We start from the raw sequence: 12,949 nt of genomic DNA on the forward strand, positions 1-12,949 counted from the left end.
GGATCAGGCCTCCGTGTTCTCGGCACCAGCGGTCTCGGCCGCGGCGGTGCCCTCGGCGCCGGCAGCCTCGCCGACGCTCTGCGCGGGCGCGACGTCGCCCGAGGTGGCGGCGACGGCGCTGGTGGTGGTGTCGACGTCGGTCGCGACCGGGGCCTCGGGGGCCTCGGGGGCCTCGGCGGCCGCGCGGCCGGCCTCGGTACCGCCGGCGGTGGTGCCGGAGGAGCCCGAGCGGCGCGGGCGCTGCTGGCGCTCACGGCGCTGCTGGCGGGCGGCGAGGGCCTCGAGAGCCTCGCGCTCGGCCCGCGAGCCGCTCACGTCGCCCTTGTAGATCCAGACCTTGACGCCGATACGGCCGAAGGTGGTCCGGGCCTCGTACAGGCCGTAGTCGATGTTCGCCCGCAGCGTGTGCAGCGGCACACGACCCTCGCGGTAGAACTCCGACCGGCTCATCTCCGTGCCGCCGAGGCGGCCGGAGCACTGCACGCGGATGCCCTTGACCTGCGGGCTGCGCTGCGCCGACTGCATCGCCTTGCGCATGGCGCGGCGGAAGCTCACGCGGCTGGACAGCTGCTCGGCCACGGCCTGGGCGACCAGCTGGGCGTCGGCCTCGGGGTTCTTCACCTCGAGGATGTTCAGCTGCACCTGCTTGCCGGTCAGCTTCTCCAGCTCGCCGCGGATGCGGTCGGCCTCCGCGCCGCGGCGGCCGATGACGATGCCCGGCCGGGCGGTGTGGATGTCGACGCGGACACGGTCACGGGTGCGCTCGATCTCCACCTTGGAGATGCCGGCCCGCTCCATGCCCTTGCTCATGAGCTTGCGGATGGCCACGTCTTCCTTGACGTAGTCCTTGTACAGCTTGTCGGCGTACCACCGGGACTTGTAGTCGGTGGTGATGCCGAGCCGGAACCCGTGCGGGTTGACCTTCTGACCCACTAGCGGGTCCCTCCCCTCGTGTTGCCCTTACGACCGGTCTGCTGCGTGGCCGGACCGGACTGGCCGGTCTCCCGCCGCGCCTTGCGCGACTTGGCCGCCAGCTCGGCGCTGACCGCCACCTCGCTGACCTCGACGGTGATGTGGCTGGTCCGCTTGTTGATGCGGAACGCGCGGCCCTGGGCGCGCGGCCGGATCCGCTTCATCGTGGGGCCCTCGTCGACGTACGCGGCGCTCACCACGAGAGCCGCCGGGTCGAGCCGGAGGTTGTGCTCCGCGTTGGCCACCGCGCTGGCGACGACCTTGGCGACCGGCTCGCTGGCTGCCTGCGGCGCGAAGCGCAGCAGGGCCAGGGCCTCGTCGGCGGGCAGGTAGCGGATCAGGTCCACCACCCGGCGGGCCTTCATCGGGGTCACGCGGACGAACCGAGCCGTAGCCCGGGCGACCGGCGCCTCCTGTCCCAACTGGGAAGTCATGGTGATCTCTCTCTACCTCAGCCGCGACGCGACCGGCGGTCGTCCTTGACGTGCCCACGGAAGGTGCGCGTGGGCGCGAACTCGCCGAGCTTGTGCCCGACCATGGCCTCGGTCACGAAGACCGGGACGTGCTTGCGGCCGTCGTGCACGGCGATCGTGTGCCCGAGCATGTCGGGGATGATCGTCGAGCGCCGCGACCAGGTGCGGATGACGGTCTTGGTGCCCTTGGCGTTCTGAGCGTCCACCTTGGCGAGCAGGTGGTCGTCGACGAACGGGCCCTTCTTCAGGCTGCGTGGCATGTCTGTCGGACTCCTCTACCCGCTCAGCGCTTCTTGCCGGTGCGCCGGCGGCGCACGATCATGGCGTCACTAGCCTTCCGCTTGCGCGTCCGGCCCTCCGGCTTGCCCCAGGGGTTCACCGGGTGGCGACCACCGGAGGTCTTGCCCTCACCACCACCGTGCGGGTGGTCCACCGGGTTCATGGCCACACCACGGACGGTCGGGCGCTTGCCCTTCCACCGCATCCGGCCGGCCTTGCCCCAGTTGATGTTGGACTGCTCGGCGTTGCCCACCTCGCCGACGGTCGCGCGGCAGCGCACGTCGACGTTGCGGATCTCCCCCGACGGCATGCGCAGCTGCGCCAGCCGGCCCTCACGGGCGACGAGCTGGACGCTGGTCCCGGCCGAGCGGGCGATCTTCGCCCCGCCGCCCGGTCGCAGCTCGATGGCATGAACAACGGTGCCGACGGGGATGTTCCGCAGCGGCAGGTTGTTGCCCGGCTTGATGTCGGCCGAGGGGCCGCACTCGATGAGGTCGCCCTGCTTGAGCCGGGCCGGCGCCAGGATGTAGCGCTTCTCGCCGTCGGCGTAGTGCAGCAGCGCGATCCGCGAGGTGCGGTTCGGGTCGTACTCGATGTGCGCGACCTTGGCCGGCACGCCGTCCTTGTCGGCCCGGCGGAAGTCGATCACCCGGTAGGCGCGCTTGTGCCCGCCACCCTGGTGCCGCGCGGTGACCTTGCCGTGGACGTTGCGCCCGCCACGACCGTGCAGCGGCCGGACCAGCGACTTCTCGGGGTGGTCACGGGTGACCTCGGCGAAGTCGGCGACGCTGGAGCCACGGCGGCCCGGCGTCGTCGGCTTGTACTTGCGGATAGCCATCGAACTGTCCCTTGTCTTCTATCCCTGGTCCGTCCGGGCGCGTCAGGCGCCCGGACCCCCGAAGATCTCGATGCGGTCGCCGGGCGCGAGCGACACGATGGCGCGCTTGGTGTCCTTGCGCTTGCCCATCCGCGTGCCGCGGCTGCGCTTGCGCTTGCCCTGGCGGTTGACCGTGTTGACGCCGGTGACCTTCACGTTGAAGACCTGCTCAACAGCGATCTTGATCTGCGTCTTGTTGGCCTCGGGCAGCACGATGAACGTGTACTGGTTGTCGTCCAGGAGCCCGTAGCTCTTCTCCGAGATGACCGGGGCGAGCAGGACGTCCCGGGGGTCGCGGACGGTCATGCCTTCTCCTCGGTGCTCGCGTCGGTGGTGCCGTCCTCGGTCGGCGCGGTGGCGTCCGCGCCAGCGTTGGCGGCCTCGGCCTGCCCGGCCGGAGCGGCGGCAGCCTCGGCGGCGGTGGCCGGGGCGGCGGCGCCGGTCGTCGGCGCGGCCTTCCTGGCCCGCGCCGGGGCGGCGGCCGTGGCCGTGTCGTCGGTGTCGACGGTGCCCTCGCCCTCGGCGGGGGCGATCGACGGCACCGCGCCGGGGACGTCCGGCGTCGTCAGGTCGGGCTTGTCGACGGCCGCCCCCTTGCCCGGACCGGCGACGAACTCGGCGAGCGCGGTCTCGGTGAAGACCACCTCGTCGGCGTTGAGCACGTCGTAGGTGTTGAGCTGGCCGGCCTCGATCAGGTGCACCCGCGGCTCGTTGCGCAGGCTCACCCAGTTGAGGACGTCGTCCCGGTCGAGGACGACGAGCACCTTCCTGGCGCCGGTCACCGCGTCGAGCGTGGCGATCGCGGCCTTGGTCTTCGGGGTGTCCCCGTCGACGAAGGTGGTCACCACGTGCACGCGGTCCTCGCGGGCGCGGTCGGAGAGGGCGCCACGCAGGGCGGCGGCCTTCATCTTCTTGGGCGTCCGCTGGCTGTAGTCGCGCGGCTGCGGGCCGTGGACCGTGCCACCGCCCTCGAACTGCGGTGCGCGGGTCGAGCCCTGGCGGGCGCGGCCGGTGCCCTTCTGGCGGTAGGGCTTCGCGCCACCACCGCTGACCTGGCCACGGGTCTTCGTCGCGTGCGTGCCCTGGCGGGCCGCGGCCAGCTGGGCCACGACCACCTGGTGCATCAGCGAGACGTTGGCCGTCGCGTCGAACAGCTCACCGGGCAGGGTCACGCTGCCGGAGGTCTCCCCCGCCGGCGTGCGGACGTCGACCTGCCGGTCGGTCCGGGTCTGGGTCGCCGAGGTCACTGGTTGTCACTCCCCACGGGGCCGCCCTTGACGGCCGAACGGACGAGCACGAGGCCGCCCTTCGGACCCGGGATGGCGCCCTTGATCAGCAGCAGCCCGCGCTCGGTGTCCACCTTGTGGACGTTGAGCGAGAGCGTCGTCGTCTTCACCGCGCCCATGCGGCCGGCCATGCGCAGGCCCTTGAACACGCGGCCCGGGGTGGACGCGCCACCGATGGAGCCGGGCGAACGGTGCTTGCGCTGGGTGCCGTGGGCGGCGCCCAGGCCGCGGAAGCCGTGACGCTTCATGACACCGGCGGTGCCCTTGCCCTTGCTGGTGCCGATCACGTCGACCTTGGCCACGCCGTCGAACACCTCGGCGGTCAGCTCCTGGCCGACCTCGTAGGTGGAGGCGTCCTCGGTGCGGAGCTCGACCAGGTGCCGCCGGGGCGTCACGCCCGCCTTGGCGAAGTGCCCGCCCTCGGGCTTGTTCACCTTGCGGGGGTCGATCTCACCGAAACCGAGCTGGACGGCCGAGTAGCCGTCACGCTCCGGAGTACGCACCTGGGTGACCACGCACGGCCCGGCCTTGACGACGGTCACCGGCACGATGCGGTTGTTCTCGTCGAAGACCTGGGTCATGCCCAGCTTCTCTCCGAGGAGCCCGCGGAATGTGCTCGCCATGTCTGCTGAAAGCCCTTACTGGATGTTGACGTCGACCGAGGCCGGCAGGTCGATGCGCATGAGCGCGTCGACCGTCTTCGGGGTCGGGTCGAGGATGTCGATGAGGCGCTTGTGCGTGCGCATCTCGAAGTGCTCGCGCGAGTCCTTGTACTTGTGCGGCGAGCGGATGACGCAGTACACGTTCTTCTCCGTCGGCAGCGGCACCGGGCCGACGACGCGCGCACCGGTCTTGGTCACCGTGTCGACGATGCGCCGCGCCGAGGCATCGATCGCCTCGTGGTCGTAGGCCTTCAGCCGGATGCGGATCTTCTGTCCCGCCATCGCTGTTCTTCGCTCCTGCCGATCGGGTGGTTCTGGCTTGAGTGGGTCCGGACGAACCGGTGGGTCCGCGTGGACCCGGGAGACGGGCGGCGACCGGTTCAGGCCGCCGCCCGTCTGCGGGGGTGCTACTTGATGATCTTGGTGACGCGGCCGGCGCCGACGGTGCGGCCACCCTCACGGATGGCGAACCGCAGGCCCTCCTCCATGGCGATCGGCTGGATCAGCTCGACCGTCATCTCGGTGTTGTCGCCGGGCATGACCATCTCGGTGCCGGCGGGCAGGGTCACGACGCCCGTCACGTCCGTCGTCCGGAAGTAGAACTGCGGACGGTAGTTGTTGAAGAACGGCGTGTGGCGGCCACCCTCGTCCTTCGAGAGGATGTAGACCGAGCCCTCGAAGTTGGTGTGCGGGGTGATCGAACCCGGCTTCACGACGACCTGGCCGCGCTCGACGTCCTCGCGCTTGATGCCGCGGAGCAGGAGGCCGACGTTGTCACCGGCCTGGCCCTGGTCGAGCAGCTTGCGGAACATCTCGACGCCGGTGACGGTGGTCTTGGTCGACGACGGACGGATGCCGACGATCTCGACCTCCTCCGACACCTTGACGATGCCGCGCTCGACGCGACCGGTCACGACGGTGCCACGACCGGTGATCGTGAAGACGTCCTCGACGGGCATGAGGAACGGCTTGTCGATCTCGCGCTGGGGCTCCGGGATCGCCGTGTCGACGGCGTTCATGAGCTCCATGAGCTTGTCGGCCCACTCGGGGTCGCCCTCGAGGGCCTTCAGGGCGGAGACGCGGACCACGGGGACGTCGTCGCCCGGGAACTCGTACTCGGAGAGCAGCTCGCGGACCTCGAGCTCGACGAGCTCGAGGATCTCCTCGTCGTCGACCATGTCGGCCTTGTTCAGCGCCACGACGATGTAGGGGACGCCGACCTGGCGGGCCAGGAGGACGTGCTCCTTGGTCTGCGGCATCGGGCCGTCGGTGGCCGCGACCACCAGGATGGCGCCGTCCATCTGCGCCGCACCGGTGATCATGTTCTTGATGTAGTCGGCGTGACCGGGGCAGTCGACGTGCGCGTAGTGCCGGTTCTCGGTCTGGTACTCGACGTGGGCGATCGAGATCGTGATGCCGCGGGCCTTCTCCTCGGGCGCCTTGTCGATCTGGTCGAAGGCCGACGCCTCGTTGAGGTCCGGGTACTTGTCGTGCAGCACCTTGGTGATCGCCGCGGTCAGCGTGGTCTTGCCGTGGTCGATGTGCCCGATGGTGCCGATGTTGACGTGCGGCTTGGTCCGCTCGAACTTGGCCTTGGCCACTGGGTTCCTCTCCTCGTGGTGACGCAGGTGGTGCGTGCTCTAGGGGTGGGCGGTGCTCGGGGGCCGGCGGGCTATCCCGCCGGCGGGGTCATTCGCCGGTGGCCTTGGCGATGATCTCCTTGGCCACGTTCTGCGGGACCTCGGCGTACGAGTCGAACACCATGGTGTAGCTCGCCCGCCCCTGGGTGCGGCTGCGCAGGTCGCCCACGTAGCCGAACATCTCCGAGAGCGGGACCAGGGCCCGGACGACGCGGGCGCCGGAGCGCTCCTCCATCGCCTGGATGATCCCGCGCCGGGAGTTCAGGTCGCCGATGACGTCGCCCATGTAGTCCTCGGGCGTGACGACCTCGACGGCCATGAGCGGCTCGAGCAGGGCCGGGTCGGCCTTGCGCGCGGCCTCCTTGAAGACCATCGAGCCGGCGATCTTGAAGGCCATCTCCGAGGAGTCGACCTCGTGGTACTGACCGTCGACCAGGATCGCCTTCACGCCCACCAGCGGGTACCCGGCGAGGATGCCGTACTGCATGGCGTCCTGGATGCCCTGGTCGACCGAGGGGATGTACTCCCGCGGGATGCGGCCACCGGTCACGGCGTTCTCGAACTCGTAGGTCGGGCTGTCGCCACTGATCGGCAGCGGCTCCAGGGTGACCTGCACCTTGGCGAACTGCCCCGAACCACCGGTCTGCTTCTTGTGGGTGTAGTCGAACTTCTCGACGGCCTTGCGGATCGTCTCCCGGTAGGCCACCTGCGGCTTGCCGACGTTGGCCTCGACCTTGAACTCGCGCCGCATGCGGTCGACCAGGATCTCCAGGTGGAGCTCGCCCATGCCGGAGATGACCGTCTGGCCGGTCTCCTCGTCGAGGCGGACCTGGAAGGTCGGGTCCTCCTCGGCCAGCTTCTGGATGGCGGTGCCGAGCTTCTCCTGGTCGCCCTTGGTCTTCGGCTCGATGGCGACCGAGATGACCGGCGCCGGGAAGGTCATCGACTCCAGGATCACCGGGTTCTGCGGGTCGGACAGCGTGTCGCCCGTGGTCGTCTGCTTGAGGCCGACGACGGCGACGATCTGACCGGCGCCCACACCCTCGCGCTCTTCGCGCTTGTTGGCGTGCATCTGGTAGATCTTGCCGATCCGCTCCTTGCGGTCCTTGGTGCTGTTGAGCACCGGGGACCCGGAGGAGAGCCGGCCGGAGTAGACGCGGACGTAGGTCAGCTTGCCGAGGTGCTGGTCGGTCTGGATCTTGAAGGCCAGCGCCGCGAACGGCTCGCTCTCGTCGGCGTGCCGCACGACCTCGGTCTCGCCGTCGAGCGCGGTGCCGACGATCGCCTCGATGTCCAGCGGGCTGGGCAGGTAGTCGACGACCGCGTCGAGCAGCGGCTGCACGCCCTTGTTCTTGAACGCGGTGCCGGTGAGCACCGGGTTCACCTGGCCGGAGATGGTCGCCTTGCGGATGGCGGCCTTCAGCGTCTCGACGGAGATCTCCTCGCCACCGAGGTAGGCCTCCATGAGGGCGTCATCGGTATCGGCGACGGCCTCGAGCAGCTTCTCGCGGTACTCGGCGGCCTGGTCGGCCAGCTCGGCCGGGATCTCCTCGACGGAGTAGTCCTCGCCCATCTGGGTCTCGCCGCGCCAGGTGAGGGCGCGCATCCCGACCAGGTCGACGACGCCGATGAAGTCGGCCTCGGCACCGATCGGCAACTGGAGCACCACGGGGTTGGCGCCGAGCCGCTCGACCATCATGTCGACGCAGCGGAAGAAGTCCGCGCCGGTCCGGTCGAGCTTGTTGACGAAGCACATCCGCGGGACGCCGTACTTCTCGGCCTGGCGCCACACCTGCTCGGTCTGCGGCTCCACGCCGGCGACGCCGTCGTAGACCGCGACCGCACCGTCGAGCACGCGCAGCGACCGCTCCACCTCGACGGTGAAGTCGACGTGCCCGGGGGTGTCGATGATGTTGATGTCGTGGCCGTTCCAGGAGCACTTCGTCGCGGCCGACGTGATGGTGATGCCGCGCTCCTGCTCCTGCTCCATCCAGTCCATCGTGGCGGCGCCGTCGTGGACCTCACCGATCTTGTAGTTGATACCGGTGTAGAAGAGGATGCGCTCGGTCGTCGTGGTCTTGCCCGCGTCGATGTGCGCCATGATCCCGATGTTGCGGGTGTTGGCGAGCTGGGCCTTGGTGTCGGCCATGTCCTTACTCCTCTTGCGTCAGTCCACGTGCGGGATGTCCGTGCGCGGGCGCCGGGGGTGACCCGGCCGTCCCGCGTGCAGCGGGCGCCGCTGGACCTGCGTTACCAGCGGTAGTGCGCGAAGGCCTTGTTCGACTCGGCCATCTTGTGCGTGTCCTCACGGCGCTTGACCGCTGCACCCAGACCGTTGCTCGCGTCGAGCAGTTCGTTCATCAGGCGCTCGGTCATCGTCTTCTCGCGACGCGCGCGGCTGTACTGGATCAGCCAGCGCAGACCGAGCGTGGTGCTGCGGGAGGCGCGGACCTCGACCGGGACCTGGTAGGTCGCACCACCGACGCGGCGGCTGCGGACCTCGAGGGCCGGCTTGACGTTGTCCAGCGCCCGCTTGAGCGTGACGACCGGGTCGGTGTCGGTCTTCGCCCGGCAGCCCTCGAGGGCGCCGTAGACGATCGACTCGGCGACCGAACGCTTGCCGTCGACCAGGACCTTGTTCACCAGCTGGGTGACCAGCGGCGACTGGTAGACCGGGTCGGCGACCAGCGGACGGCGCGGCGCGGGGCCCTTGCGCGGCATGTCAGCTCTTCTCCTTCTTCGCGCCGTACCGGCTGCGAGCCTGCTTGCGGTTGCGGACGCCCTGGGTGTCCAGCGAGCCGCGGATGATCTTGTAGCGCACGCCGGGAAGGTCCTTCACGCGGCCGCCGCGCACGAGCACCATCGAGTGCTCCTGCAGGTTGTGGCCGACGCCCGGGATGTAGGCGGTGACCTCGATGCCACTGGTGAGGCGGACGCGAGCGACCTTGCGCAGCGCCGAGTTCGGCTTCTTCGGCGTCGTGGTGTAGACGCGCGTGCACACGCCGCGGCGCTGAGGGGAACCCTTCAACGCCGGGGTCTTGGTCTTCTCGACCTTGTCCTCGCGGCCCTTGCGGACCAGCTGGTTGATCGTGGGCATGAGCGGCCTGGATCTCCTACCTGCGCTGGGTCGTGCTCTCGATGTGGTGCTCTGCTGTCGTGCTCGGTGGTGCCGGCCCTGTTCGGGCCTACCCCGGTCCAGGTCGTCAGTCACCGTCCGACCCACGCGGTCGGGCGTGTCGCCCTTCCCCGGAGCCGGCCGCTGTCGACGGACCGGACTCGGTCGCCCCTCGCGACTCGGCGTCGCCACCCCCGGCACTCGGCCGGGAGGTGGACCCCGGTGTCAGGAGGAGCGATCCTCCGGCCACCCAGGCGCACCGCGAACGGGAGCAGGCCCAGGGCACCCTGGGCACGGCTGACCACGATACCCGCGCCGCGAAGACCGGTGCAAACCGGGTCCCCAAGTCGACAGGGGGCCCTTCGTCACACCGACGCAGCGCTGGTCGCACGGGAGACAACAGCCGGCCTCCCGGACCTCTTCCCGGTGTGCCGTGGCTCTCCGGGACAGCCTGGACGGTACCCCCGGCGGCCGATGTGCCGTGTCCACCGCTCGGGGGAACCTGCGCGCAACTGTCCTACCCCCGAACTACGTTGAGTGCTTCGAGGGACACGGATTGCATTCGGAGGCCACGATGCACCCCGATACCGCGCGCGAACTGAAGATGCGCATCCTGGCGTTCCTCCGAGCCGTGCCCCCCGTCGCGCAGCGGGCGGGTGAGCCCGGGCGCCGCCCGTGGGTGGCGGTCGGGCTGGCGCCGGCCGGTGCCGGCCGGGCCCGGGTCGCGGTGCGGCTCGGGGAACCGGCCGACGCGGCGCTCCTGCCCGACCTCGGAGCGGCCGCCGAGGCCCAGCTCGACGTGCGCATCATCGGTCCGGTCAGAGCGCTGTCGTCCCCCGCTCCCGCCGACCTCCAGCGCCGGGTGCGTCCCCTGCGGCCGGGGCTCTCGGTGGCCCACTCCTCCGTCACGGCGGGAACCCTGGGCGGTTTCGTGCGGCTCGGCGGCCGGCTGGCCATTCTGTCCAACAATCACGTGCTGGCGGCGAGCGACGCGGCGGAGATCGGCGACGCCGTCCTCCAGCCGGGTCCTGCAGACGGCGGGGACGCCGCCGACCGGATCGGCACCCTGGCCGCCTTCCGGCGCTTCACCGGCGAGCGGCGCAACCTCGTCGACGCCGCGGTCGCCGTGCTCGACGACGGCGTGTCCGCCACCCCGGGGGACCTCCCCGGCGGCCGGTTGACCGGCGTCGTGGCCGCGGCTGCCGACATCGACCCCGATGACCTCGTGGAGAAGGTCGGGCGCACCACGGGGCACACCAGGGGGCGGATCTCCGCGGTGGAGGTCGACGGGGTGAGGGTGCAGTACGACGAGGCGCTGCACACCTTCGACGACCAGATCGAGATCGAGGGTCTGACGGGTGCCTTCAGCGCCGGCGGGGACAGCGGGTCGGTGATCTGGCGCAGCTCCGACCGGGCGCCGCTGGGCCTGCTGTTCGCCGGCAGCGAGGAGGGTGGCAGCGCGGGAGGCGGCGTGACGTTCGCCAACCCCCTGGCCACCGTGGTCGAGACCCTCGGCGTCGAATGGGTTGCTGCCTGATCCGTACCCCCTCGGTCGGGCGGAACTGGCCGGTCCGGCTGTCCTGGAACGCCCCGACGGGGCACCATGGCTGCTGTGACCGACCGAGCGACGGCGCGCGCCGCGAAGAGCACGCTCGCCGCGCAGCTGGCCGCGGAGCCGGGCGTCGTCGGGATCGGTCTCGCTCGCCGCGACACCGGCTACGTGGTCAAGGTGGACCTGGCCGACGCCGGAGCCGCCAGCCGCGTCCCCGGGGACATCGACGGCGTGCGCGTGGTCACCGAGGTCGTCGGGGGCGTCCGGGCGCTCTGAGCGGGCGACTACGGTCGCGGACGGCGCCGACCAGGGCGCCGACGACCGGAGGAGTGCACGTGCGCATCGGCATCCAGGCCAGCTACAGCGGGGGCTTCCAGGAGACCGCGGCGGAGATCCGTGACCTCGAGGCCGCCGGGCTCGACGTCGCGCTGGTGTCGGAGGTCTACACCTTCGACGCGGTCAGCCAGCTCGGCTACCTCGCGGCCGTGACCGAGCGCGTCGACCTGATGAGCGCGATCTTCCCCATCTACAGCCGCACCCCCACGCTGACCGCCATGACCGCGGCCGGGCTGGACTTCGTCTCCGGCGGCCGGTTCATCCTCGGCCTCGGCGCCTCCGGGCCGCAGGTGATCGAGGGCTGGCACGGCGTCCCCTACGACGCGCCGCTGCAGCGCACCCGCGAGGTCGTCGAGATCTGCCGGCAGGTGTGGCGGCGCGAGCGGGTCGTGCACGAGGGCGCCAAGTACCAGGTCCCGCTGCCGGCCGGCCAGGGCACCGGGCTGGGCAAGCCGCTGAAGCTGATCAACACGCCGGTGCGCGAGCGGGTGCCGGTGATGCTGGCCGCGCTCGGTCCCAAGAACGTCGAGCTGGCGGCCGAGATCGCCGAGGCGTGGCAGCCCATCTGGTTCCAGCCGGAGAAGGCCGGCGACGTCTGGGGCGAGTCCCTGGCGGCGGGCAAGGCCAAGCGCGACGCGTCGCTCGGGGAGCTGCAGATCGTCGTCGGCGTCCCGGTGGCGATCGGCGACGACGTCGACCACCTGCACGACCAGGTGCGCCCGCACCTGGCGCTCTACGTCGGCGGGATGGGCGCGCGGGGCAAGAACTTCTACAACGACCTGGCCTGCCGCTACGGCTACGAGAAGGAGGCCAAGGAGGTCCAGGACCTCTACCTGTCCGGCAAGAAGGACGAGGCCGCGGCCGCGCTGCCGGAGGAGCTCGTGCGGTCCGTGTCGCTGATCGGGCCGGAGGGGCACGTCGCCGAGCGGATCGCCGCCTTCGACGCGGCCGGCGTCACCACGCTGGCGCTGCAACCGCTCGACGGCAGCCGCGAGGGCCGCCTGCGCACCGTGGAGACCATGCGCCGCCTGGCCGGCTGACCGTGGCCGAGCAGGCCCCCGCCACCGTCGCCGTCCGTGGCTCGTGGACCGCCGACGTGCCGCCGGAGCTGGCCAGGGTGAGCGTCTCGGTCGGCGGCCGGTCCGCCGACCGGGCGCAGGCCCTGCGTGACCTGACCCGGCGGACCGACGAGGTCCGGACGGCGCTCGAGGCGTACGGCCCGGCCGTCGAGTCGGTGGCGGCCGGGGCCGTGTGGGTGCGGCCGCAGTTCAAGGACGGCAAGCCGCGCGAGCGGGTGACCGGCTACCTGGCCGGTGTGCAGGTGACCGCGACCGTCGTGGAGTTCGGCGTGCTGGGCGACCTGCTGCTGCGGCTCGCCGACCGGGACATGGTGGCCCTCACCGGTCCCTTCTGGGCGCTGCGGCCCGACAGCGAGGCCTACCGGCGGGCGCGCACCGAGGCGGTCCGCGACGCCCGGCGGCGGGCCGAGGAGTACGCCGCCGCGGCCGGCGCTCGGCTGACCGGCCTGGTGGAGATCGCCGACGTCGGGATGTCGGGGCCCGAGACGTTCGCGGCAGCACCTGCGGCGATGTTCCGCACCGCCGCGCACGACAGCGTGGCCGACGAGGTCACGTTCGACGTGCAGCCGGTGCCGCAGACGGTGTCCGCGACGGTCGAGGCCCGTTTCACGGCCACCCAGCCGGAGTTCGGCTGACGTCCTGGCTCACCGCAACGGTTCCTGGCTCACGTCACACCGT

General features: G+C 71.1%; 16 protein-coding genes. 4 read left to right on the top strand and 12 right to left on the bottom strand.

Annotation, left to right across the window (positions count from 1 at the left end):
- Window positions 1-3: 3 nt before the first annotated feature.
- From rpsC to rpsL, 12 genes are all read right to left on the bottom strand, one after another.
- Window positions 4-933 (bottom strand): 30S ribosomal protein S3, encoded by a 930-nt coding sequence (rpsC, locus tag AB3388_RS23960; protein ID WP_495407823.1) that lies wholly within the window; start codon window positions 931-933, stop codon window positions 4-6.
- Window positions 933-1,406: a 50S ribosomal protein L22 gene (rplV, locus tag AB3388_RS23965; RefSeq protein ID WP_495407824.1), complete on the bottom strand. Its 474-nt coding sequence runs from the start codon at window positions 1,404-1,406 to the stop codon at window positions 933-935. Before rplV ends, rpsC begins: the two co-directional genes overlap by 1 nt.
- Before the next feature lie 17 nt (window positions 1,407-1,423).
- Window positions 1,424-1,705 (bottom strand): 30S ribosomal protein S19, encoded by a 282-nt coding sequence (rpsS, locus tag AB3388_RS23970; RefSeq protein ID WP_448626843.1) that lies wholly within the window; start codon window positions 1,703-1,705, stop codon window positions 1,424-1,426.
- 23 nt (window positions 1,706-1,728) lie between these two features.
- Window positions 1,729-2,562 carry a 50S ribosomal protein L2 gene (gene rplB / locus AB3388_RS23975; protein WP_495407825.1) on the bottom strand — a complete coding sequence of 278 codons (834 nt, stop codon included), beginning with the start codon at window positions 2,560-2,562 and terminating at the stop codon, window positions 1,729-1,731.
- Window positions 2,563-2,604: 42 nt separating this feature from the next.
- Window positions 2,605-2,907 (bottom strand): 50S ribosomal protein L23, encoded by a 303-nt coding sequence (gene rplW, locus AB3388_RS23980; RefSeq protein WP_495407826.1) that lies wholly within the window; start codon window positions 2,905-2,907, stop codon window positions 2,605-2,607.
- On the bottom strand, window positions 2,904-3,848 hold the full coding sequence (gene rplD, locus AB3388_RS23985; protein WP_495407827.1) for a 50S ribosomal protein L4: 945 nt from the start codon (window positions 3,846-3,848) through the stop codon (window positions 2,904-2,906). The genes rplW and rplD overlap by 4 nt, the downstream gene beginning before the upstream one ends.
- Entirely contained in the window at window positions 3,845-4,510 is a 666-nt protein-coding gene (rplC, locus tag AB3388_RS23990) for a 50S ribosomal protein L3 (RefSeq protein WP_495407828.1), read from the bottom strand. The genes rplD and rplC overlap by 4 nt, the downstream gene beginning before the upstream one ends.
- A gap of 15 nt (window positions 4,511-4,525) precedes the next feature.
- Window positions 4,526-4,831 carry a 30S ribosomal protein S10 gene (gene rpsJ, locus AB3388_RS23995; RefSeq protein ID WP_014742859.1) on the bottom strand — a complete coding sequence of 102 codons (306 nt, stop codon included), beginning with the start codon at window positions 4,829-4,831 and terminating at the stop codon, window positions 4,526-4,528.
- A gap of 125 nt (window positions 4,832-4,956) precedes the next feature.
- On the bottom strand, window positions 4,957-6,150 hold the full coding sequence (gene tuf / locus AB3388_RS24000; RefSeq protein WP_495407829.1) for an elongation factor Tu: 1,194 nt from the start codon (window positions 6,148-6,150) through the stop codon (window positions 4,957-4,959).
- Between the two features lie 88 nt (window positions 6,151-6,238).
- Window positions 6,239-8,338, bottom strand: coding sequence for an elongation factor G (fusA, locus tag AB3388_RS24005; protein WP_495407830.1), 2,100 nt, complete (start codon window positions 8,336-8,338; stop codon window positions 6,239-6,241).
- Between the two features lie 101 nt (window positions 8,339-8,439).
- Window positions 8,440-8,910: a 30S ribosomal protein S7 gene (gene rpsG / locus AB3388_RS24010; protein WP_117375616.1), complete on the bottom strand. Its 471-nt coding sequence runs from the start codon at window positions 8,908-8,910 to the stop codon at window positions 8,440-8,442.
- A gap of 1 nt (window position 8,911) precedes the next feature.
- Complete coding sequence (gene rpsL / locus AB3388_RS24015; RefSeq protein WP_012950487.1) at window positions 8,912-9,286, bottom strand: 30S ribosomal protein S12; 375 nt, start codon at window positions 9,284-9,286, stop codon at window positions 8,912-8,914.
- Between the two features lie 592 nt (window positions 9,287-9,878).
- Here rpsL and AB3388_RS24020 point away from each other — a divergent pair.
- The 4 genes from AB3388_RS24020 to AB3388_RS24035 all read left to right on the top strand — a co-directional run bounded on the left by AB3388_RS24020 (window position 9,879) and on the right by AB3388_RS24035 (window position 12,906).
- Window positions 9,879-10,841 (top strand): hypothetical protein, encoded by a 963-nt coding sequence (locus AB3388_RS24020; protein ID WP_495407831.1) that lies wholly within the window; start codon window positions 9,879-9,881, stop codon window positions 10,839-10,841.
- Between the two features lie 66 nt (window positions 10,842-10,907).
- Window positions 10,908-11,132: a hypothetical protein gene (locus AB3388_RS24025; RefSeq protein WP_495407833.1), complete on the top strand. Its 225-nt coding sequence runs from the start codon at window positions 10,908-10,910 to the stop codon at window positions 11,130-11,132.
- Window positions 11,133-11,191: 59 nt separating this feature from the next.
- Complete coding sequence (locus tag AB3388_RS24030; RefSeq protein ID WP_495407834.1) at window positions 11,192-12,232, top strand: LLM class F420-dependent oxidoreductase; 1,041 nt, start codon at window positions 11,192-11,194, stop codon at window positions 12,230-12,232.
- Window positions 12,233-12,234: 2 nt separating this feature from the next.
- Window positions 12,235-12,906 carry an SIMPL domain-containing protein gene (locus AB3388_RS24035; protein WP_495407835.1) on the top strand — a complete coding sequence of 224 codons (672 nt, stop codon included), beginning with the start codon at window positions 12,235-12,237 and terminating at the stop codon, window positions 12,904-12,906.
- Window positions 12,907-12,949: the final 43 nt, after the last annotated feature.

The sequence above is a fragment of the Geodermatophilus sp. SMS 5-13 genome, assembly GCF_059428245.1.

Bases quoted from the DNA above. Each gene is read 5' to 3' on its own strand.
- rplV (WP_495407824.1), bottom strand. From the start codon at position 1,406: ATGACTTCCCAGTTGGGACAGGAGGCGCCGGTCGCCCGGGCTACGGCT.
- rpsS (WP_448626843.1), bottom strand. From the start codon at position 1,705: ATGCCACGCAGCCTGAAGAAGGGCCCGTTCGTCGACGACCACCTGCTC.
- rplB (WP_495407825.1), bottom strand. From the start codon at position 2,562: ATGGCTATCCGCAAGTACAAGCCGACGACGCCGGGCCGCCGTGGCTCC.
- rplW (WP_495407826.1), bottom strand. From the start codon at position 2,907: ATGACCGTCCGCGACCCCCGGGACGTCCTGCTCGCCCCGGTCATCTCG.
- rplC (WP_495407828.1), bottom strand. From the start codon at position 4,510: ATGGCGAGCACATTCCGCGGGCTCCTCGGAGAGAAGCTGGGCATGACC.
- rpsJ (WP_014742859.1), bottom strand. From the start codon at position 4,831: ATGGCGGGACAGAAGATCCGCATCCGGCTGAAGGCCTACGACCACGAG.
- fusA (WP_495407830.1), bottom strand. From the start codon at position 8,338: ATGGCCGACACCAAGGCCCAGCTCGCCAACACCCGCAACATCGGGATC.
- rpsG (WP_117375616.1), bottom strand. From the start codon at position 8,910: ATGCCGCGCAAGGGCCCCGCGCCGCGCCGTCCGCTGGTCGCCGACCCG.
- rpsL (WP_012950487.1), bottom strand. From the start codon at position 9,286: ATGCCCACGATCAACCAGCTGGTCCGCAAGGGCCGCGAGGACAAGGTC.
- AB3388_RS24020 (WP_495407831.1), top strand. From the start codon at position 9,879: ATGCACCCCGATACCGCGCGCGAACTGAAGATGCGCATCCTGGCGTTC.
- AB3388_RS24025 (WP_495407833.1), top strand. From the start codon at position 10,908: ATGGCTGCTGTGACCGACCGAGCGACGGCGCGCGCCGCGAAGAGCACG.